The organism is Marinomonas fungiae (genome assembly GCF_001418205.1).
GTDB classification, from domain to species: Bacteria; Pseudomonadota; Gammaproteobacteria; order Pseudomonadales; family Marinomonadaceae; genus Marinomonas; species Marinomonas fungiae.
Window position 1 is genome coordinate 99,677 of the sequence record NZ_LIQF01000011.1, and the last position, 19,501, is coordinate 119,177.

General features: G+C 47.5%; 23 protein-coding genes and 1 rRNA gene. 17 read left to right on the forward strand and 7 right to left on the reverse strand.

Translation table 11 applies throughout. The features are described from left to right. Nucleotide 1: 1 nt before the first annotated feature. On the reverse strand, nt 2–565 hold the full coding sequence (locus ASC49_RS15075) for a TetR/AcrR family transcriptional regulator (RefSeq protein WP_055464078.1): 564 nt from the start codon (nt 563–565) through the stop codon (nt 2–4). 113 nt (nt 566–678) lie between these two features. On the opposite strand from ASC49_RS15075, the gene ASC49_RS15080 reads away from it, so the two are divergent. The 6 genes from ASC49_RS15080 to ASC49_RS15105 all read left to right on the forward strand — a co-directional run bounded on the left by ASC49_RS15080 (nt 679) and on the right by ASC49_RS15105 (nt 5,173). Beyond that, nucleotides 679–1,164 carry an HPP family protein gene (locus tag ASC49_RS15080; protein ID WP_141656862.1) on the forward strand — a complete coding sequence of 162 codons (486 nt, stop codon included), beginning with the start codon at nt 679–681 and terminating at the stop codon, nt 1,162–1,164. A 73-nt stretch (nt 1,165–1,237) separates the two neighbouring features. After that, nucleotides 1,238–2,239, forward strand: coding sequence for an LLM class flavin-dependent oxidoreductase (locus tag ASC49_RS15085; RefSeq protein ID WP_055464079.1), 1,002 nt, complete (start codon nt 1,238–1,240; stop codon nt 2,237–2,239). 200 nt (nt 2,240–2,439) lie between these two features. Further along, nucleotides 2,440–2,847, forward strand: coding sequence for a ketosteroid isomerase-related protein (locus tag ASC49_RS15090; protein WP_055464080.1), 408 nt, complete (start codon nt 2,440–2,442; stop codon nt 2,845–2,847). 38 nt (nt 2,848–2,885) lie between these two features. Continuing rightward, nucleotides 2,886–3,482 carry a GNAT family N-acetyltransferase gene (locus ASC49_RS15095; RefSeq protein ID WP_055464081.1) on the forward strand — a complete coding sequence of 199 codons (597 nt, stop codon included), beginning with the start codon at nt 2,886–2,888 and terminating at the stop codon, nt 3,480–3,482. A gap of 12 nt (nt 3,483–3,494) precedes the next feature. After that, nucleotides 3,495–4,373 (forward strand): carbon-nitrogen hydrolase family protein, encoded by an 879-nt coding sequence (locus ASC49_RS15100; RefSeq protein WP_055464082.1) that lies wholly within the window; start codon nt 3,495–3,497, stop codon nt 4,371–4,373. 254 nt (nt 4,374–4,627) lie between these two features. Next, nucleotides 4,628–5,173, forward strand: a complete 546-nt coding sequence (locus tag ASC49_RS15105; RefSeq protein WP_055464105.1) for a YaeQ family protein — start codon at nt 4,628–4,630, stop codon at nt 5,171–5,173. Here ASC49_RS15105 and ASC49_RS15110 read toward each other — a convergent pair. The 4 genes from ASC49_RS15110 to ASC49_RS15125 form a co-directional block, all read right to left on the reverse strand. After that, nucleotides 5,170–5,472, reverse strand: coding sequence for a hypothetical protein (locus tag ASC49_RS15110; protein WP_055464083.1), 303 nt, complete (start codon nt 5,470–5,472; stop codon nt 5,170–5,172). The two genes, ASC49_RS15105 and ASC49_RS15110, sit on opposite strands and share 4 nt — an antisense overlap. Next, nucleotides 5,472–5,873 carry a hypothetical protein gene (locus ASC49_RS15115; RefSeq protein ID WP_055464084.1) on the reverse strand — a complete coding sequence of 134 codons (402 nt, stop codon included), beginning with the start codon at nt 5,871–5,873 and terminating at the stop codon, nt 5,472–5,474. Before ASC49_RS15115 ends, ASC49_RS15110 begins: the two co-directional genes overlap by 1 nt. 27 nt (nt 5,874–5,900) lie before the next feature. Further along, nucleotides 5,901–6,239 (reverse strand): hypothetical protein, encoded by a 339-nt coding sequence (locus ASC49_RS15120; RefSeq protein ID WP_055464085.1) that lies wholly within the window; start codon nt 6,237–6,239, stop codon nt 5,901–5,903. A 141-nt stretch (nt 6,240–6,380) separates the two neighbouring features. Beyond that, entirely contained in the window at nt 6,381–7,613 is a 1,233-nt protein-coding gene (locus tag ASC49_RS15125; RefSeq protein ID WP_055464086.1) for an NAD(P)/FAD-dependent oxidoreductase, read from the reverse strand. A gap of 238 nt (nt 7,614–7,851) precedes the next feature. Between ASC49_RS15125 and ASC49_RS15130 the strand changes: the two genes are divergently transcribed. From ASC49_RS15130 to ASC49_RS15165, 8 genes are all read left to right on the forward strand, one after another. After that, nucleotides 7,852–8,829 carry a TRAP transporter substrate-binding protein gene (locus ASC49_RS15130; RefSeq protein WP_055464087.1) on the forward strand — a complete coding sequence of 326 codons (978 nt, stop codon included), beginning with the start codon at nt 7,852–7,854 and terminating at the stop codon, nt 8,827–8,829. Then, the gene (locus ASC49_RS15135; protein WP_055464088.1) at nt 8,830–9,360 is read left to right on the forward strand and encodes a TRAP transporter small permease subunit; all 531 of its coding nucleotides are present in this window, start codon (nt 8,830–8,832) and stop codon (nt 9,358–9,360) included. A 12-nt stretch (nt 9,361–9,372) separates the two neighbouring features. Next, nucleotides 9,373–10,674, forward strand: a complete 1,302-nt coding sequence (locus tag ASC49_RS15140; RefSeq protein ID WP_055464089.1) for a TRAP transporter large permease — start codon at nt 9,373–9,375, stop codon at nt 10,672–10,674. Nucleotides 10,675–10,810: 136 nt separating this feature from the next. After that, nucleotides 10,811–12,565, forward strand: a complete 1,755-nt coding sequence (locus ASC49_RS15145; protein ID WP_055464090.1) for a putative bifunctional diguanylate cyclase/phosphodiesterase — start codon at nt 10,811–10,813, stop codon at nt 12,563–12,565. Between the two features lie 102 nt (nt 12,566–12,667). Beyond that, entirely contained in the window at nt 12,668–13,087 is a 420-nt protein-coding gene (locus ASC49_RS15150; RefSeq protein WP_055464091.1) for a DUF7282 domain-containing protein, read from the forward strand. Between the two features lie 144 nt (nt 13,088–13,231). Beyond that, nucleotides 13,232–13,882, forward strand: a complete 651-nt coding sequence (locus ASC49_RS15155; protein ID WP_055464092.1) for a 2OG-Fe dioxygenase family protein — start codon at nt 13,232–13,234, stop codon at nt 13,880–13,882. Between the two features lie 184 nt (nt 13,883–14,066). Then, a complete protein-coding gene (locus ASC49_RS15160) occupies nt 14,067–15,083 on the forward strand; it encodes an amino acid ABC transporter substrate-binding protein (RefSeq protein WP_055464093.1) in 1,017 nt (338 codons plus the stop codon). Between the two features lie 8 nt (nt 15,084–15,091). Next, a complete protein-coding gene (locus tag ASC49_RS15165; protein ID WP_055464094.1) occupies nt 15,092–16,807 on the forward strand; it encodes a GGDEF domain-containing protein in 1,716 nt (571 codons plus the stop codon). Nucleotides 16,808–16,857: 50 nt separating this feature from the next. Here the strand turns inward: ASC49_RS15165 and ASC49_RS15170 are convergent, their stop codons facing one another. Next, a complete protein-coding gene (locus tag ASC49_RS15170) occupies nt 16,858–17,445 on the reverse strand; it encodes a DUF2057 family protein (protein WP_055464095.1) in 588 nt (195 codons plus the stop codon). A gap of 146 nt (nt 17,446–17,591) precedes the next feature. Between ASC49_RS15170 and ASC49_RS15175 the strand changes: the two genes are divergently transcribed. The 3 genes from ASC49_RS15175 to ASC49_RS19650 all read left to right on the forward strand — a co-directional run bounded on the left by ASC49_RS15175 (nt 17,592) and on the right by ASC49_RS19650 (nt 18,917). Then, the gene (locus ASC49_RS15175) at nt 17,592–18,257 is read left to right on the forward strand and encodes a 7-cyano-7-deazaguanine/7-aminomethyl-7-deazaguanine transporter (RefSeq protein WP_055464096.1); all 666 of its coding nucleotides are present in this window, start codon (nt 17,592–17,594) and stop codon (nt 18,255–18,257) included. A gap of 63 nt (nt 18,258–18,320) precedes the next feature. After that, nucleotides 18,321–18,605: a TIGR03643 family protein gene (locus ASC49_RS15180; protein WP_055464097.1), complete on the forward strand. Its 285-nt coding sequence runs from the start codon at nt 18,321–18,323 to the stop codon at nt 18,603–18,605. Nucleotides 18,606–18,758: 153 nt separating this feature from the next. Continuing rightward, nucleotides 18,759–18,917 carry a YqaE/Pmp3 family membrane protein gene (locus ASC49_RS19650; RefSeq protein WP_072242132.1) on the forward strand — a complete coding sequence of 53 codons (159 nt, stop codon included), beginning with the start codon at nt 18,759–18,761 and terminating at the stop codon, nt 18,915–18,917. A gap of 403 nt (nt 18,918–19,320) precedes the next feature. On the opposite strand, the gene rrf is transcribed toward ASC49_RS19650, so the two are convergent. After that, a 5S ribosomal RNA gene (gene rrf / locus ASC49_RS15185) occupies nt 19,321–19,435 on the reverse strand. Nucleotides 19,436–19,501 lie beyond the last annotated feature (66 nt).

Consider the following 19,501-nt stretch of genomic DNA (forward strand, 5'->3'; position numbering starts at 1 on the left):
TCTAGTCAGCTGGCTTCATCAGAGGTTTGGCCATATTCCAAGCAAGTTTGGCCGCTTGGCGATCTTTCCCTAAATACGCCTGCGCAATCGCCCCCTCTTTAAGTAATGCCAATTGATTGGCCAGCTGATTCGCTTGCGGCTCGGGATAGTGCTCAGACAGCCGTGCCGCCAAGTAATCCACAATGGCTTGTTTATGCTCAAAACATAATTCATTGACCCGATGATTCAGAAACTCTGCGTTTACTTTGACAAAAAAGCAGCCTTGAAATGGCATAAGTGTCGCAACACGATCATTGAACCAATCATCTAAGCCATCAAACATGGCTTTAACCATCGCCTCAGCTTGGCTTTGTTGACTCATTAGGCCAAATATCCAAGAACGAAAGCGTTCATCACGATACGCAATGACCGCTTCTAATAAGACTTCTTTGCTAGCAAAGTGCGTGTACAAGGTTTTTTTAGCAATCCCTGTTTCCGCTAGAATTTGGTTAATTCCCACACTGTGGACGCCGTTTAAATAAAACAACTCAAACGCCGTTTTGATTAATTCATCTCGTTTCGTCATAGCGCTCCTCTTTAAGAAAAGTTTGACAGAGGTAGACCGACTTGTCTACCATTTACAAACAAAGTAGACAAATCGGTCTACCTATAACTGTTAACGACTCTCTTGAGGTTAGTATGCTGCTGCGCTCACTTAATAATCACCCGGTTTCCAAAGCACTTATCGCTGGCTTAGGCGCCTGTTTTTGCATTTCCTTGCTGGCCATGGGAGGTCAGCTGTCACCGGAGTACTTGGGAATCATGGCCCCCTTCGGTGCTACCATGGTGATTCTATTTGCCCTGCCACAAAGCCCGTTAGCCCAGCCTCGTAATATTATCGGCGGTCACTTACTGACGGCCTGCATTGGTGTGGCGATGGCGCAGTATGTGGATAACACTCCGCTCATGCTGGGTCTAGCCGTTGGTCTTGGTGTGATGCTAATGATGCTGACCAATACCCTACACCCACCTGCAGGCGCCAATCCATTATTGATTATGCTGACACAAGCACCTTGGAGTTTCGCCATTAACCCTGTACTGACAGGGAGCGTGTTAATTGTCTTGGTTGGCTGGTTTTATCATCGCTTCATCAGTGGAACGCAATACCCTAAAAAACAAGGATGATGCCTCTTGTTACCTTGCCAAGTTTGAGTAAAGTCCTCATGGTGTTAGCCATATAGAATAACCGGAGGGCTGTATGTCGATTCCCTTTTCCATTTTAGATTTGGCACCGATTGGCGATGGCCAAACGGTGGCCGATGCCATTACTAACAGCAAAGCACTGGCGCAATCTGCCGAAGCCAACGGCTATCAGCGTATCTGGCTCGCTGAGCATCACGGTATGCGTGGCATTGCCAGTGCCGCGACCGCCGTTATGTTGGCAGCCATTGGCGGGGCGACCCATAAAATCCGTATCGGTTCTGGTGGTGTCATGTTGCCGAATCACGCACCACTGGTGATTGCCGAGCAGTTTGGCACCCTCGCTGAAATGTTCCCAGGCCGCGTTGACCTAGGCTTAGGTCGAGCACCGGGTACCGATATGGCCACCGCGCGCGCTTTGCGCCGTAATCTTGGAGGCCCAGTAGACAGCTATCCTGAAGACGTGGAAGAACTGCAAGGCTATCTTGCCGATGAGAATAAGATCAAACCGATTATTGCCATGCCGGGGCAAGGCACTAAGGTGCCGATTTGGTTATTAGGCTCTAGCTTGTATTCCGCACAGCTGGCAGCACACATGGGGCTACCCTTTTCCTTCGCATCGCACTTTGCCCCCGAGATGTTGCTTGAAGCCTTGAATATCTACCGTGCTAATTTCCGTCCATCGGAGCAATTAGATAAGCCGTATGTGTCCGCGGGGGTCATGGCTTCTGTCGCAGAGACTGACGAGGTGGCTAAATATCACTTTACGTCTGCACAAATTAAATTTGCGCACCTGCGCCGCAATGCGAATCGGCCCTTTCCTGCTCCCGTCAAAGATTTACAGAGCGCAGTCGCCGCAGCAGAGATGCCAATGATCAATCAAGCCCTGCGTTATGCCATGGTTGGCGCGCCAGACACCGTGGCGAAACGCTTGGAGCAGTTTATCGAGTTAACTGGCGTCGATGAAGTCATCTTCTCGTTCCCTCTACACGATCCTAAGGCGAGATTAAAAGCCGTGGAACTCACCGCAGGGCTTGACCTGATGCTCAAGCAGGTTTAGCACTAGCCTACGCTAAAGCTGATCAGTTAAGGCTCACGCTGACAGCATCTTAAGCTTGAAGCGGAAGCAACACCCCTGTGGTCTTTCTTTTTGCGACACCAACGTGCATGATTTTGCCTCTTCACAAACGCGAGTCTTTCACATCCCAAGCGGCACGATTAAGATGCCGCTTTTCTCTTTTTTAAACTTGGGAGTTCACCATGAGCCAAGCAACTGTTCAGCTACTGCAAAAATACTACGAAGCCTTTAACGCTCAAGATATGGATACGTTCTTGTCTCTACTGACTGACGATGTGATTCACGACATCAACCAAGGTGACCGTGAAGTGGGTAAAGATACCTTCTCTGCGTTCATGGACCGCATGAACAAGAACTACAAAGAAACCATTGTCGATATCGTTGTCATGTCGAACGAAGCAGGTGATCGTGCAGCCGTAGAATTTACCGTTCTGGGCGAATACCTGGCAACAGACGAAGGTCTACCAGAAGCCAACGGCCAAACTTACAAACTGCCAGCGGGCGCGTTTTTTGACATCCGTGATGGCAAAGTCGCTCGAGTCACCAACTACTACAACCTAGAAGACTGGATCGCTCAAGTTTCAGCGTGAGCCCGACATCTTAAGATCTTAGCTATACAGGAACGCCCATGCTGACCTTTCAACGACTTTCTGGCCCAGCGTTGAATCAATACATTGATGAGCTGGCACAGCTACGTATGCAGGTGTTTCGTGACTTCCCTTATCTTTACGATGGGGATTTGGCCTACGAAGCACGTTATTTACAAACCTACATCGAAGCCCCAGACAGTGTCATCGTATTGGCGTTTGACGGCGACAGAGTCGTCGGTGCGTCCACTGGCGTGCCACTGCGTCACGAAATGGCTGAAGTGAAACAGCCTTTTCTAGACGCTGGTTTGAATATTGATGAGATCTTCTACTGCGGTGAATCGGTTTTGCTGTCCGAATACCGTGGCCAAGGCGCTGGCGTCGCTTTCTTTGATCATCGCGAAGAGCACGCCCAAAGCCTAGAAGGCATTAAATACTCTTGCTTCTGTGGCGTGCAACGTCCAGACGATCATCCAGCACGCCCCGTTGATTACCAACCACTCGATCAATTTTGGCGTAACCGTGGTTATGAAAAGTGCCCAGAGCTGGCGACTCACTTCAGTTGGAAAGAAATCGGAGAAAGTGAAGAGTCATTGAAACCCATGACTTTCTGGATGAAACCTTTAACAGCACAGTAGAACAGAACGATTATGAGCGCATTTAAACTGGCTGCGGCCCAATACGACATTGGCTTCTTTAACCGTTGGGAAGAGTTTGCCGACAAACTGGACAGCTGGGTCGGCCAAGCAGCGCAACAAGGCGCTAAACTGCTAGTTTTTCCAGAGTACGGCAGCATGGAGCTGGCCTCTTTGTTTGGCGAGGAAGTCTACCGCGACCTCAACCGCCAACTGCATGAAATGCAGAGTGTGTTACCAAGGTTCCATGACTTACACATCGAATTGGCCAAGCGCCATAATGTGATGATTCTAGCGAGCTCATTCCCAACCATTCAAGACAATGGCACTTTCCTAAACCGTGCCAACTTGTTTGATCCAAGTGGTCTGATTGGTTTTCAAGACAAACTAACCATGACCCGTTTTGAAAACGAACAATGGCATATTACTGGTGGGGATCAGATCAAAGTGATCGACACCGACCTTGGCCGTGTCGGGGTACACATCTGCTACGACTCAGAATTTCCAATGATTGCCAACCAGCAGGTGGCGGCGGGCGCTGACTTGCTATTGGTACCAAGCTGTACCGACACCGAAGCTGGTTTCCACCGTGTGCGCATCGGCTGTCAGGCGAGAGCGTTGGAAAACCAATGTTACGTGGTGCAATCCCCAACGGTCGGTCATGCTCCTTGGTCAGAGGCGGTCGACATCAACACTGGCCGCGCCAGTGTCTACACACCCGTGGATTACGGCTTCCCTGATAACGGTATCTTGGCGCAAGGTGAAAGTGGCGAAACAGGCTGGGTTTACGCCAGCGTTGATTTGAGCGAAATCGCCCGCATCCGTGACGAAGGCCAGGTCTTTAACTACCGTGATTGGCCAAAGCAGTTTGCTTTAAAAGGCCCTAACGTCTAATCCTCTGCTAGCGTTAGTTCTAGGCAATTCAATTGGCTTGCGCGATTCTCATCCCTCGACCTTTACTGAGATTAGAGAGTACGCCAATTAAACGCCTAGAACTTCGCTTAATTACGCGATCTTCTTTTTTAACTCTGCTAGGGACGCTTGAATAATCAAATACCCAGCCTATTTCCCCGTAAAACGAGCACCATTGGCTGCCATTTAGGAGTACAATGCGCGCCATCTTTTATGATTTAGTAGAACTCCGAAAAATGGCTATCAAAGCAACGATTTACAAAGCCTCTGTGCAAGTGTCGGATATGGATCGACACCATTACCAAAGTTACGATTTAACCCTTGCGCTACACCCTTCTGAAACAGAAGAGCGCATGATGACCCGCCTTGCGACATTTGCATTGCTAGCCGATGAAAAAGAAGGTGATGAGCAGCTGTCTTTCACCAAAGGCATCAGTACCGAAGACGAACCAGATCTTTGGCAAAAGAACTTTTCTGATGAAATTTTGCTGTGGGTAGAGTTAGGCCAACCAGAGGAAAAACGCCTACGCAAAGCCTGTGGCCGTGCACAGGACGTCGTGATCGTAAACTACAATGATAAGTCGGATATATGGTGGGAGCAGAACAAGAGTAAGTTAAGCCGCTTCGATAATCTGCGCGTACTGCAATTTGCAGAATCTGAAATTCAAGCGCTGGAAGGGTTATGCACTCGTACGATGCAACTTAACGTTACCATTCAAGATGGTGAGATGTGGATCTCTAGTCAACAAGGTGAGTGTGTTTTACACCCGACTTGGCGTTAATCTTTACTACTATTTGATTGCGGCGGTTCGGGATTAAACCGAGCTGCGACATACTGACTGATCACGCCCAATACTTCTGTTTGAATACCCTTCAGTATGGTGCGACGGGATTGTTGGGCAATTTCACATTGGGTCGTTAAACCTAAGGCAAAGCTGACCAATAACCCTTTAGTACTCGAAATAGCTTCTAGGGTTTGCTTTTTTGCTAACTTACGATCAGCTCCAGCTTTGGCTTGTTGCCTCTGGCAACGCAGATACAGTTGCTCACGCTCCTGATACATCTTATTTAAACCAAACATCAGTCATCCTCCCGATCTGTCGCAATGATCGCATCCAATGTTCGTGTGAGATCCATCCGCTGTAACGTTCGACGAATCAGATACACCAAACCAAATGAACTTAGTAATGTGGTGATAAAAGCCGTAGCGATAATCCCCAGTAATGACCAACCAGCGTACCACGCGACGGTCGCCAGTAATGCGATTAAAAGAAGCCAGCTGGTCACCAATAGAAACACCACGCCACACATGAGAGCGACGAGCTGAGCACTGGAAGCAATCCAGATCTTGGCTTCTAAAGCGCCAAGACCAAGGATGCTTTTAAGCCATTTTTTGTGGCTATTGGTCAGCTGATCGGCGGTCACAGCCTCTTCCGTAGAGGGTGTATCAGTCGTGTGATTGCGCTCTTCTAATGGCGTCATGCACTGGCTTCCCTAATCGAATGCCTTTTACTTACGCTTGCACAGTAGGCTCGCGGCAAGAGCACCCGCTAGAAATGCGAAACCAACTGTTTTCAGCGGATTCTCTTTTGCGTAAGTACCTACTGCATTGCTAACTTTTTCCGATTGTTCACGCGCAGTCTCAGCAATCTGATGTGCTTGGGCACTGATTTGCTGTGCCATGGCTTCAACACGTTCATGTCCTTGCTCAGCTGCTGCCGCCGCACCATCGACGCCTTTATGTGCCGTTTCTGCTGCTTTATCGACAGCATTATGCGCTTTAGACTGCGCATTGTTTTTGGCTTGAGTTCCATTTTTCTCTTGAGTAGCGCTGTTTGCTGTAGCCATGTGTTGTATCTCCTTTGCGTTGATTCAGTATTCAAGTTAGCGCTAAGAGAGTCACTTTTAAAGGTTTGACCTCTAATCTTCTCTTTGTTTACAAGTTAGCAAAAAGCTCTCAAGAAAACAGACCTTCCTTACGAAATATGCTTAAAAACGTCCTTGTGGACGTAAAGGCTGCCAAACGTCTGAATGTTCTCCTGCGATTTCAGAGAGCAGGATTTGGGCTGTCGTCGGACCTTGAGTGAAGCCCTGATGACCATGCCCAAAGTGAAACCACATACGGGCATGCTTGGGGGCTTGCCCTACTACTGGCAACATATCAGGCATACAAGGGCGAGTTCCGAACCACTGTGATTCTCGCACGCGATCTCCCATGGTCAGCAACGTACGCAGCGCCTTGACGCCTCGCTCTAACTGTTGCGGATTGGAAACATCGTCTAGATCCACCAAAGCTGCGCCGGTAGTGACACGAATACCGCGAGACATAGGGGCAGCCAATACGCCGTTGGCGACATCCAAGAACGGACGATTCAGACGAGTCGTTTCCTTATAGTGACCGTGATAGCCTCGTTTGTAGACCATAGGGATATGATATCCAAACCCTTTAAGTAGCTCTGGGCTCCATGGCCCCAAAGCAATCACGACTTGCTCGGCGCTGGCGATGCCAGAATCAGTCGTCACCTGCCAGCCGGTCTGAGTTTCGGCCAAACTGTGTGCATCGCCAAAGACTAAGCTACCACCGCGTTTTACAAACAACTCTGCATACGCTTGGGTCAAGCCACCGGGGTCGCGACAGCTCCAACTTTGCAGCCAATGGATAGCGCCCACAGGCGCCTGTTTGAGAGCCGGTTCTTCTGCTTGATAAGTAACACCATCCACAATGCGAGAGGTCACGCCATACTCGCGTTCAAGGCGTTCGGCCCGCAGGCTTTCTTGGTTAAAGCGTTGCTCATCTCGATACAGCATGCTCAAGCCCTGACGCGCGATCAATAGTTCTGAGTCAGAGGCTTCTATCAAGGGGGCATGATCGGCTGTCGCACGAGCAGCCAGCTTGGCATACGTGTTAGAAATGGCGTGATGTTTTGCCGTGGACGAATTACGAAAATAACGCCATAACGCTGGCGCCATTTTTAAGGCAGGCAAGGTTTTCCACACCACATCGTTACTGCGACCCACAGCATAGCACCACAAGGTGCTAAGATCTTGAGGCAAGGCATAAGGCTCGACCGCTTCGGTTTGAATAATACCGGCATTACCAAAACTGGTTTCTAGACCAGGTGTTGTGCGATCCACTAATACCACAGAATGCCCTTGCTCCTGCAACGCTAACGCGCTAGAGACGCCAACCATCCCTGCCCCTAATACCATAAAATCAGCCATATACTCTCCTAGTTTGCGGTGCTCGACTGCATGAGATAGCACATATCCTATTATACGAACGCTGGCTATCTAGCAGATTTTTCTAACGTCTTTTACTCAGTCTGGTCCGGATATTGCCTGTCTAAAAAAGCAAGTTTTCGCGAGTTCTGAATACGACATGCCTTGCCATTAGCACTAGCGATTCACTTTTAGACTCCTTATAGTAAATCTACATTCACGGAAAAGGGACAGAAGAATTATGCGCGTAATCGGTTTATTAGCCTCAGCATTGATCGCCTCTAACGCCTCATTTGCCTTGGCAGCACAGTTTGATTTCTCGAATGAGTACAATACCAACTCTATCCATGCCCAAGGCGATCAATTTTTTATCCAGAAGGTAAAAGAGTTAAGTAATGGCGAAGTGAATATCACCCTGCACTCCGGTGGTGCATTGGGTTACAAATCAGCGGATCACTTTTATGCGGTTGCCGATAACGCCGTACAAATCGCGGACACGCTAGCAGGTTCTATGGCAGGGATCGACCCCATCTTTCTACTGTCCTCTCTTCCATTTCTAGTTGAAGGCGAAGATCAAGCCGAGCTGCTTTACAAGATCGCCAAACCATACTATGCAGAGATCTTTGAAGACAATGATCAGGTGTTATTGTATGCCTCACCTTGGCCTGCCAGTGGCATTTGGTCAAAAGAAAAAGTGGATTCCGTTGCCGCCCTAAAAGGCCTGAAAATCCGCTCTTACGACAAAAATGGCACTTTGACGCTGCGCGAAGCAGGCGCTGCGCCCGTTAATCTATCCTGGGCAGATGTCGTACCTCAGCTTTCTACAGGTGGTATTGAAGCGGTTCTGACTTCTGCGGATGCTGGTGCCAGCGGTAGTTTCTGGGAACACCTTGATAACTACAGCGCCATCCAATATGCCATCCCGCTTAACATGGTACACATGAACCGCGACGAGTTTGAAAGTCTCACGGATGACGAACAAGCGGCCATTGTTGAAGCAGCAAAACTGACCGATGAGCACAACTGGCAAACAGTTCGAATGCGAGTACAGGACAATTACAAAGAGCTTGCTGAGCACTCTGTCGCTATTCACGATGACCTACCGGCTCCCTTTATGAAGCATTTACAGGAATCGGCTCGTCCAGCCCTTAAAGAGTGGTTAGAAGATGCCGGAGAACGCGGTCAAGCGATCCTTGCGGAATTCAACAAAGAGAAGTAAATGTTTTTAGACCTGCTATTAGGCTGCTCCCGATTCCTAAATAAGGTATCGGGCAGCATTGCCATGTTATTAATCGTCTATATCTTGGGGCATATTTTGTTGGAGATAGTGCTGCGACTATTTGGCACCTCCACCTATGTACTAGATGAATTTGTCGGCTACGCTGTGGCTACCTTAACCTTCCTTGGACTCGGCTACAGTCTTGAGCGCGGCAGCTTAATTCGCGTCGGTTTAGTCATTGAGCGAGTACCAGAAAGTAAGCGCTGGCTGTTTGATTTGTTTGCGACACTTGTGTCTCTCGCTATGTTTGCTTGGATTTACAGTTATTGGCAGACCAATGTGGTACGCAGCTTTAATCGTGGCACGACGAGTCAGTCGATTATGGAAACGCCACTATGGATTCCTCAAGGCTTGGTATTAGTGGGGCTTGGGCTGTTGTGCTTCACCCTCTTCACACACGCTCTGATTTTGCTGTTTCGTCAACAGTCTCCTGAAATCCAATCTGCCTCTGGGCATTCACAAGAACATTAAAGGACGCCTAATATGGAGATCGTATTATCAGCGGTTGGCGTGATTACCCTGATATTAGTAGTGCTTGGCATGGGGGTCTGGGTGTTTTCAGGCCTCGCGATTGTCGCGTTACTGTCATTAATCATGATTGGCGATGTCAGCATTGAACGTGCTGGGGCTATTCTTAGTCGTATTATCTTTCGAGCCGGTAACTCTTGGGAGTTGGCGGCTATCCCACTGTTTATTCTGATGGGCGAGCTGATTTTTCGTTCGAATATTTCAGATCGCCTGTTCCGAGGCCTCGAACCTTGGACACGTCATATTCCAGGCGGCATCCTACATACCAATGTGTTTGGTTGTGCCATGTTTGCTGCCGTCAGTGGCTCTAGTGCGGCCACCACAGCAACCGTCGGTAAAATCACCACCAACGAACTCAAGGTACGTGGCTACGATCGTCAATTATCGATTGGCTCATTAGCGGGGGCCGGCAGCTTAGGATTGTTGATCCCGCCGTCAATCGTCATGATTGTGTATGGTGTGCAGGCCGAAGTTTCGATCACCAAACTGTTTATGTCTGGCGTGCTGCCTGGTCTATTGGTGGCCGCCTTATATACTGGTTATTTAATGATGCGCGCCTTGATGGACCCAAGTATTGCACCGAAAGAGACTGGTAATACGGTCACTAAATTGCAAAGCTTGGGCTTACTATTTCCTGTAATTTTATTAATCACCATCGTTATGGGGGCAATTTATACGGGTATTGCGACCCCTTCCGAAGCGGCGGCTGTCGGCGTGTTAGCTACCCTGACTTTGCTATTGGTAGAACGTCAGTTAAGCATTGAGATTTTCCGCGAGGCATTAGTTGGGACGCTGCTCAGCTCAACTATGGTGTGCAGCATCTTGATTACCGCAGCGTTGCTGTCTACCGCCATGGGCTATCTTCATTTGCCCGCAGAGCTGGCAACTTACATTGCCAGTCTAGACCTGTCGCCAGCTTGGTTACTGTTAGCCTTAGCCTTGTTCTACATTCTACTCGGCTTGTTCCTAGACGGCATTTCGATCACGGTGATGAGCTTACCAATCACTCTGCCGATTGTCATTCAAGCGGGGTTCGATCCACTTTGGTTCGGTGTCTTTTTGGTGATCATGGTGGAGCTTGGTCAAATCACGCCGCCCGTGGGCTTTAACTTGTTTGTGCTGCAAGGACTTACGGGTGAAAAGATTGGCCGCGTGGCAAAAGCGTCGTTCCCATTCTTTGTTTTGATGTGTGTGGCGGCATTGCTGCTTTGTATTTTCCCAAACATCGCTCTATGGCTACCGAATGCCTTGAGCTGACAGCTGAGCAAGCGTGGAGCACTAGCTCTACGCTTGTTATTTTTTGTTCACATTCTAAACAATGTTGCGCTATGTCAATTTCCTAAGAAAAGGTTTCGATACTCTTGGGTATTTATCACCCTATGAGTAAGCATACATGGAATCCCTGTTAACCGAAGTCCCTTTCACCCCTGAGGTTATGGAGCTATTTCGTGATGCCGTATTGGTGACTGATGCCGCAGGTACTATTCTGCAAGTCAATCAGGCCTATCAGGACATCTCCGGGTACCGCGAAGATGAGCTCATCGGACAGCGTCCAGCAAAGATCAAATCCGGTCGTCATAGCCAAGTCTTCTATGAGTCAATGTGGCATGATCTGACCACGCTGGGGGCTTGGGAAGGAGAGATTTGGGATCGTCGTAAGAACTCCGAGGTATACCCCAAGTGGCTCAAAATCCAAGCCATCCGCAATACGGATGGCGAGATCACCCATTATGTCGGCGTGTTTCACGAAACCCATAGCCATCGTCCCAGCTTCCACGAACGAGAACGCCTCGCCAATATTGATCCTCTGACGGGACTGTTCAATCGTCACTGTTACCGCGAGTTCTTAACACGCATGATACGCACGATCACAAGTCGAGATCAGTTGGTGCAGCTTTATCTAGATATTGATCGCTTCAAAGAAATTAACGAACGCTATGGCTATGTCGTGGGCGACGATTTAATCGCTGAGTTTGCCGATCGTGTTCGTGCCCTCTGGCATGACATTAACAATGAGTTGCAATGCCCTATTCAGCGGGATCAAGAGCAGTTGATTGGACGCTTTAGTGGTGATGAGTTCTTAATGGCTTTTCGTTTTAATCAGAACGAAGAGATCGACCTTAATACTTTGTTAGAGCGGATCTGCCATACTTTAAACCAGCCATATAAAGTTCGTGGGCATATTATTTATATCAGCTGTAGCATCGGTACCGCCCAACTACACGTCGATTCGAACAGCGATGATGAGCTGATTTCCCATGCCGAGTCAGCCATGTACATCGCCAAACAAACTGGCGGTAATTGTTCGATGATTTTCACCCAATCTATTCAGGAGCAAATCGAGCGCCGCAAGCTGATACAACAAAGTCTGTTGCAGGCCGTGGAGGATGAGCAATTCGAGCTCTACTATCAACCTAAAGTTGGTGGTATTTCTCGCCGTGTTTGCGGCTATGAAGCCTTAGTGCGTTGGAATCATCCCTCTTTAGGAATGCTATCACCGGTCGAATTTATTCCGATTGCTGAGGACAATGGCGCTATCTTACCTTTGGGGGATTGGATCTTTGAGAATGCTTGTCTTTATGCCAAAAATCTCAATGATATTGGTCTCATTGATCTTCCTGTGGCCATCAACATATCTGCGATCCAACTGTCAGATCCGGGCTGGCTGGATCGTCTCTTGTTAATCCTAGATAAAACTCAGTTACCCACTCACTTAATTGAGCTTGAGTTAACCGAGAGCCAACTGCTTACGGATATCGAAAACTCTACCGACACCATCAATTACATTCGCTCGTTGGGTATTAAAGTAGCTTTAGATGACTTTGGTACAGGCTATTCCTCCTTAAGTTACTTGCGCAACCTGCCTCTCGATACCTTGAAAATTGACCGTTCGTTCGTCTCGCATTTACAAGAAGGTCATGAAAATTACGATCTAGCCATCATAAAGGCAGTCACAACCTTGGCCAAGCAACTCGGCATGGCGCTGGTCGCAGAGGGAGTCGAACAATCGACTCAAGAGAAAATTCTGACCGACATTGGTTGCGACCAGCTACAAGGCTACTTATACAGCAAACCCATTCCAGCCGAAGAGTTCCTTGAGCTGTGCCTTAAAAGTTTAGCCACATCAAAAAAAATGAATAATTTTTAACCAAAAAGTGATTCGTTTTTGAATAAGCGCCGTATAAACCTTTGCTAGCAGTTTGTTCGTTAGTGCTCGAAAACATTCTGACTCATTTACAGGAAGGTAATTATGAACGCAACAATGCTCAAGGCTCTCTCTCTTACAGCCGCTATCACCGGTGCTAGTTTTGCCTCTGCAGGCCACCATGAAGCCGCCGTTAAAAGCATGGATCAAGATGTCTCCAATGGTTATGTAACCGCCAGCATGATCAAATCTGAAGCGAATGGTTGGTTGGTAGTACACCGTACTGACAGTGACATGAAGCCTGGCTCAGTGGTTGGCTACGCGCCAGTCATCAAGGGCACCAACAATAATGTAAGCGCTATTTTGCAAGAGCCAGTTCAGTCCGGTGATAAGTTGATGCTCATGCTGCATGGAGAGGCAGGTGGTATGAAAACCGGTGTGTTTGAATACACTCTAGGCGCCAAAGAAGATGGTCCAGTCCGTGTCGATGGTAAATTGGTTATGACTGTCATCAGCGCCAAATAGTCTTTCGTCATCCGGGTTAGCGCTATCGACGCTAACCCGATCCTCGCATTCAGAAAATCCCGTCTACACTTAACAATGAGTTTACCCACTCAAGACCAATCAGTACGCTGCGCATGATCTGCCAGCGACGAGGAGGATACTAAAATGTTGACGACGAAATCCGCTCAAGAGGCGTTCCGTTTAGAGGTTGGACAATTGCCTCAAGAGAGTGTTAGCCACTTAGCACCATCATTCGATAATTTACCCGATAACCCTTACGCAGACGGTTCTTACCGGTTGCGCCGCTATTCACGCTTTATTTTTCGCGATGACAGCCTGCAACGCTTACCGACGAAAGCCTTTGTACAAGACGCTAGCATCAATCATTTCCAAGGTAACGTTGAACGTATTTACCCTGAAATTGAAGCACAGACCGTCAACGATCCCGCGTTTCTTGAGCTATTTGAACACTTCCAGAAAATGGCTGATATCGCCGATGGCAACACCATCGAAGTCCACCAAATGCGTATCTTTGCAGACCATCATGAGGTAGATGTAGCGCCCGAAGGCGTGCACCAAGATGGCTTCGACCGCATCGGTATTTACGTTATCAAGCGTCACAATATCATTGGTGGGGATGTCAGTGTGCATTTACATGAAAACGCCAAGGCCATGATGAAACATCCGTTGAATAATGGTGAGTTTGTCGTGTTGAATGACCGCCGCTTCTTCCATTACGCATCACCGATTAAACCAATCGATGGCGAGTTGGGCTATATGGATGCGTTTGTCTTGACGGCAAACCTCGTTCACTAATCAGAGCTTTTCCCATTCCTTATGATTTAGCCAACTATGGTTTGCCTGCCATAGTTGGCTACGATCAACATTTTCAGCCATTGCCAATTTTGGCGATGGTATCTGTCAGCGATTTTCTCTATATTGTTAGTCATAAGTAATAGATATACCATCGTATCAAGCACTTACTTAGCTAGGACTGCTTATGAAAACGTTGCCTTTACTGCGAACCTTGTCGCATGCCACCCTACTCAGTACTGTTATCGTCACGGCGCATGCCAACACCCTATCTGATATCCAGCAACGGGGCGACCTTAACTGCGGTGTGTATCCTGATGATCCGGGAAGAAGTGCGCTGGATAGCGAGGGGAAATGGCAAGGCTTTTATGTTGAATTCTGCCGTGGTGTCGCCGCTGCAGTATTAAATAATCCGGATTATGTGAACTATGTTGAAGTTGGTCCTAAGTCCCGTTTTACCTCGCTAGTGGATAAAAGTACCGACGTAGTGATGTACAGTTCTACGTGGACACTAGGTCGAGAAAACACCTATCAAGTTAGCTTTCCTGCTTTATATCTGTTCGATGGGCAGGGCTTCGTCGTACGTAGAAGCTCCAATATTCACACTATCAACGACTTAAACGATAAAACCGTTTGCGTAACAGGCAACACTACAACACAGCAAAACTTAGAAGAATTCATAGCAACCCAAGGCTTTAATACGAAAGTCGTGTATGCCAACGGCGATCAGTTTTTCCGTGGCAGTGTCTGCGATGCCTACAGTGCCGACCGAATGAATTTAGCGACCAACTTGGCGAACCGAGTAGATAATCGCAGCGATTATGTTGTCTTACCAGATACTCTTTCACGAGAGCCGATTGGCCCAACGGTACGTAATGATGATGCCCAGTGGCAAAAAATCGTTCGTTCAGTGGTACATGCAACCATTCTGGCCGAGGAGAAAGGCATTACTCAAGCCAATATTGATCAGGTGAAACAAAGCAGCCTCAACATCGAGACGCTTAACCTATTAGGCGTCAATGGTGATATAGGCCAACAGCTCGGATTAGATCCTGACTGGGCCTACCGAACCATCAAAGCAGTGGGTAATTATGCCGAAATCTATAATCGTCATTTTGGCCCAGACACTCCTATCGGCCAAGAACGCGGGTTGAACGCCTTATGGCGTGATGGTGGCGTTTTGTTTGCGCCGCCATTTAAATAAGAACCTATATGAGTACGCAAAGCTTCTTTTCCGTTCCTCTTTTACGTAAGCTCGGCGTACGCTTGAATATTATTCTGCTTGGTATCATTCTGTTTTTCTTGGTTTCAAGTGGCTATGGCATCTGGACTTTACAGCAGCAATCCGCCCAGTTTAAAACCGTCACCCAAACCTACTATGATCGCTCCATGCTAGCCGCAGAGCTGTCTAGAGACGCGGAACTCATCGCTACCCAAGCGATGGAGCAAAGTGTGACCCAACGTCTGAGCAACATCGACGCTAACATCTTGCAGACCGATATCACGCGCACCTTCACCGTCGCAAGAAACAAGCTAAATGCCTATGCGCCAGAGGAAGTCGCTGTTCTGTCAGAAATAGATCGTCTTACACAGCCTTATTTCGATCAACTCGTCCTGTTTTATAATCTGATTGAAACTCAACAGCGCCTTCAGCTGCGTATGAACCGTTTAGACCGAGAGCGTCAGCTATGGGTTGCACCCTATATTAATTTCGATGTGTCAGCGGATAACGGTCGGTTTAGCACCTTGGTGATTAACCTAGCCCGTAGTACTTTAGCCATGCTGGATGCTCAAAGCCCCGGATTATTGGCTCGTCGTAAAGATCAGCTAGAAGAGTTTCGTTCTGCGTTAGAAAGCCTGACGGGATTAACGCAGATTCAACAACAGGCCCGTGAAAAACTTCTTGAGAACGTCAGGGACACGCTCATACTTAAAGATCAGTTGGATTCATCACGCTTAGAAACCTTATCTGCTATGCGCAAGACTCGGCTTTTTGCTCAACGCCTCAGTAGCGTATGTTACGACTTTTACCTGTTAGTAAAACAACGAGCTGAAAGTGCTGCGCAGCAACACAGTGAATTAATTGATCGAGTAACCCTGCAGATCTCAGCCTTCAGCGTCGCCTTTCTTGCGCTGATCGGTCTAGCTTACTGGTTTATTCATCACTATATTGTGCGCCGCATGGATCGACTTAGCCTTGTAATGCAACAACATGCGACAGGTTTAGCGGCGCCTATACCGCAAGATGGTCATGATGAAATCACCGTGATTGGCAGAACGTTTGCTCAGTTCGTCACAGCAAATGACTTGGCCCATGATCAGATTCAAAGCGCTCGTAAAGCAGCTGAAGCGGCGAATGAGAAACTGCGCGAACTGAATATCTCTTTGCATATGCAAAGCAACACCGATGATTTAACACAAATCCCTAATCGGCGATCGTTCTTTGAGTGGCTCCATCCCACTTATCAAAAACTGGCGCAGCAACAGCATGCTTTTAGCATCTTGATGATTGATATTGATTGGTTTAAGTCATACAACGATCACTATGGACATCAAGCAGGGGACGAATGTTTACGTCACGTGGCTCAGCTACTGCGCAGCGCAACGCAACAGTATTCAGGAATGCTAGCGCGTTACGGTGGCGAAGAGTTTATTGTCGCCGTGCCTAACATTAGCTTCGCCCAGGCTCAAGCATTAGCAGACGAGTTGCTGAACACCATAGTGCAGGCTAATATTGCTCACGGCTACACGCCTAAACACCATGTCACTATCAGCGTGGGACTGGCTACATTAGTCCATGCCAACCAGAACTACCCTATTGAAAAGCTAATCTCAACCGCTGACCAATCTCTCTACGAGGCTAAGTCTAAGGGACGATCACAGGTCGCTAGTAGAGAAATAACACATACTCTCGGCTCACATGTTTGATCGTTAAAAACAGAGAGTTTGAGCGCCAAATTACTTTTTAGCGTTTTTCGCTACTGCTTAATCACCCATTCTTTGATTGCTTGACGCTGCTCTTCGTTGGCTTGTAGGTAAAGCAACTGAATCGAACGTAATAACTCATTTTTAGCTGGCTCTTCAATGGGCTTACGTACAAACTCATTCTCTTGAGCTTCATTATATTGATCTAGCAAAGACTGGATCGCCTCTTTCGGTACTTGCTCTTCAGACAACGGTTGATAGTTAAGTGTTTTAATCACCCCGTTATTAAATTGCACACGCCACACATTAGGGTTGCTAAAGTAAAGCTCTGCTTGGCTTTTAGTAAATAAGTCTGGCGCAAGGATTTGTACTTCATCATTTGCCAAAGTGGAGAATGTCATTAGATAGGGTAACGTCTTAAATTCCATTTCCGCATTGCCATCACGAAGACGGTGCTTATAACGGAACACCACCTGATGATCCCCTGACTTTAAATCACGAGGGGTTGTGTTGAGTGATTTTAAGACTTGTCCATCAACCGCTAGCAATTCAATGGCTTTATCCACATGTAGAGAACCCGCTAACGTTAATGAACTGGCAACGAATAGAAAACCACTACATAGTAATTTCCATGGATTCATAAATTAAACTCCCGTTGGAATCTCTGCCTGAGCATAGACTCTATGACTGGTTAATGTATAATCAGCGCCCTTGTTTGACCTTATGGTTTAAATACAACAGAAGCATTTGGGTTCCCTCACCCCAAACTAACTAAAAAGGTAACGCTATGAGTTCGTTTACTCCTGCGCAACAAGGTAAGGCTTTGCGCTATTTAATCGCCTTCCATCTTTTGATCATCGCATCAAGTAACTATCTGGTTCAAATCCCGTTTACGCTATTTGGCTTCCACACTACTTGGGGAGCTTTTACTTTCCCATTTATTTTTTTAGCCACCGACTTAACGGTACGCATCTTTGGGGCAGCATTAGCTCGTAAGATTATTTTCTTGGTTATGATTCCGTCATTACTGGCCTCTTATCTTTTGTCCGTATTGTTTTACGAAGGTTCCTTCCAAGGCTTTTCGGCATTAGCTGAATTTAACCTATTCGTCGCCCGAATCGCTGTAGCAAGTCTTATGGCTTACGTATTAGGGCAAATTCTAGATGTGCATGTCTTTAACCGCTTACGCAAGCTGCGGAGCTGGTGGGTCGCTCCTGCGGCCTCAACTGTGGTCGGCAATGGCTTGGACACCCTAGCTTTCTTCGGTATTGCGTTTTACCAAAGTCCTGACGCCTTTATGGCTGCTCACTGGCAAGAGATTGCTTTGGCCGACTACGGCTTTAAACTCCTTATCAGCCTTGGTTTATTTGTACCAATATACGGTGTGCTGCTGGCTTTCTTAGTGAAAAAAATCACCGCAACAAGAACCGACTTTCAGCTTGCTAACGTATAGCAAATACGCAAAGGCCGCGGCATCCACCGCGGCCTTTTTGTTTCTGTAATCGGAGAGCCTGTGATGAACCCAACAAGCAAACTGGATAACGCTTCTTTATCCCGCATTATTGAGATGGCGTGGGAAGACAGAACCCCCTTTGAAGCCATTGAGGGCTTATATGGTTTACCTGAAAGCGAAGTCATCAAACTGATGCGCTCACAGCTTAAACCAAGCAGTTTTCGTAACTGGCGTGCACGCGTTTCAGGTCGTGCGACCAAACATACAGCACTGCGCTTAGAAGCGGTAATTCGTGGTTATGCTGCAGCACAGTACAAACCCAATCACGGTTTAAAGCGACGCGCATAAGATCAGTAAGGGCTCTGTCTATTATCTCTTTTAGTCTAGCTATTGTGTAATAAATACAATGATAGTGTGTAAAGGGATGGTTTGGACTTGCAGAAACAAGCTACGATGTTCAAATTAATACTTAACAGCAGAGAACAACGAGGATTTAACGATATGGACTTAATTCGTATTTTATTTGCAATCTTACTACCACCATTAGGTGTGTTTCTACAAGTAGGTATTGGCGGTGCATTCTGGCTTAATATCCTACTAACACTTCTGGGCTATATTCCAGGTATTGTCCATGCAGTCTGGGTAATCGCCCGCCGCTAAATACTATTTATCATTGAAGAAGCCCAGCCAAAATAGGTTGGGCTTTTTATTTGGGGATAACTTAGAGCGTTATTAACAGAAACGCAAAAAGCTTGACGATACTCATGTCCTCACTTCCCCCTTACCTATCCCATCACAGGATATATAGAATCTCCCACGAGCATCGGCGATGGCGAGCGCCTGCGGCGTGTAAAGAGTCACTTCTGAGTTCGGGACGGGATCAGTTGGTTCAAAGCATTATTGAATCTTTAAGGGGTCAGATCCCTTATACTGATCAGCTTCCACTGACTGTAATACGTTCAGGGATCTGACCCCTTTGCTACGATCGGGGATCAGGCCGGGCATTTTCGACAGACGTAAAAAAGCCCTGACCGCATCAGCAATCAGGGCTTCTTAATTAAAAGCTTGACGACGACCTACTCTCACATGGGATCTCCCACACTACCATCGGCGATGGCGCTTTTCACTTCTGAGTTCGGGATGGGATCAGGTGGTTCAACGCCTCTATGATCGTCAAGCAAACGGGTTTGCGTTCGTTCTGATGTGGTTATCAAAACACGCAAGTTCGTAAACTTGAGACTTTA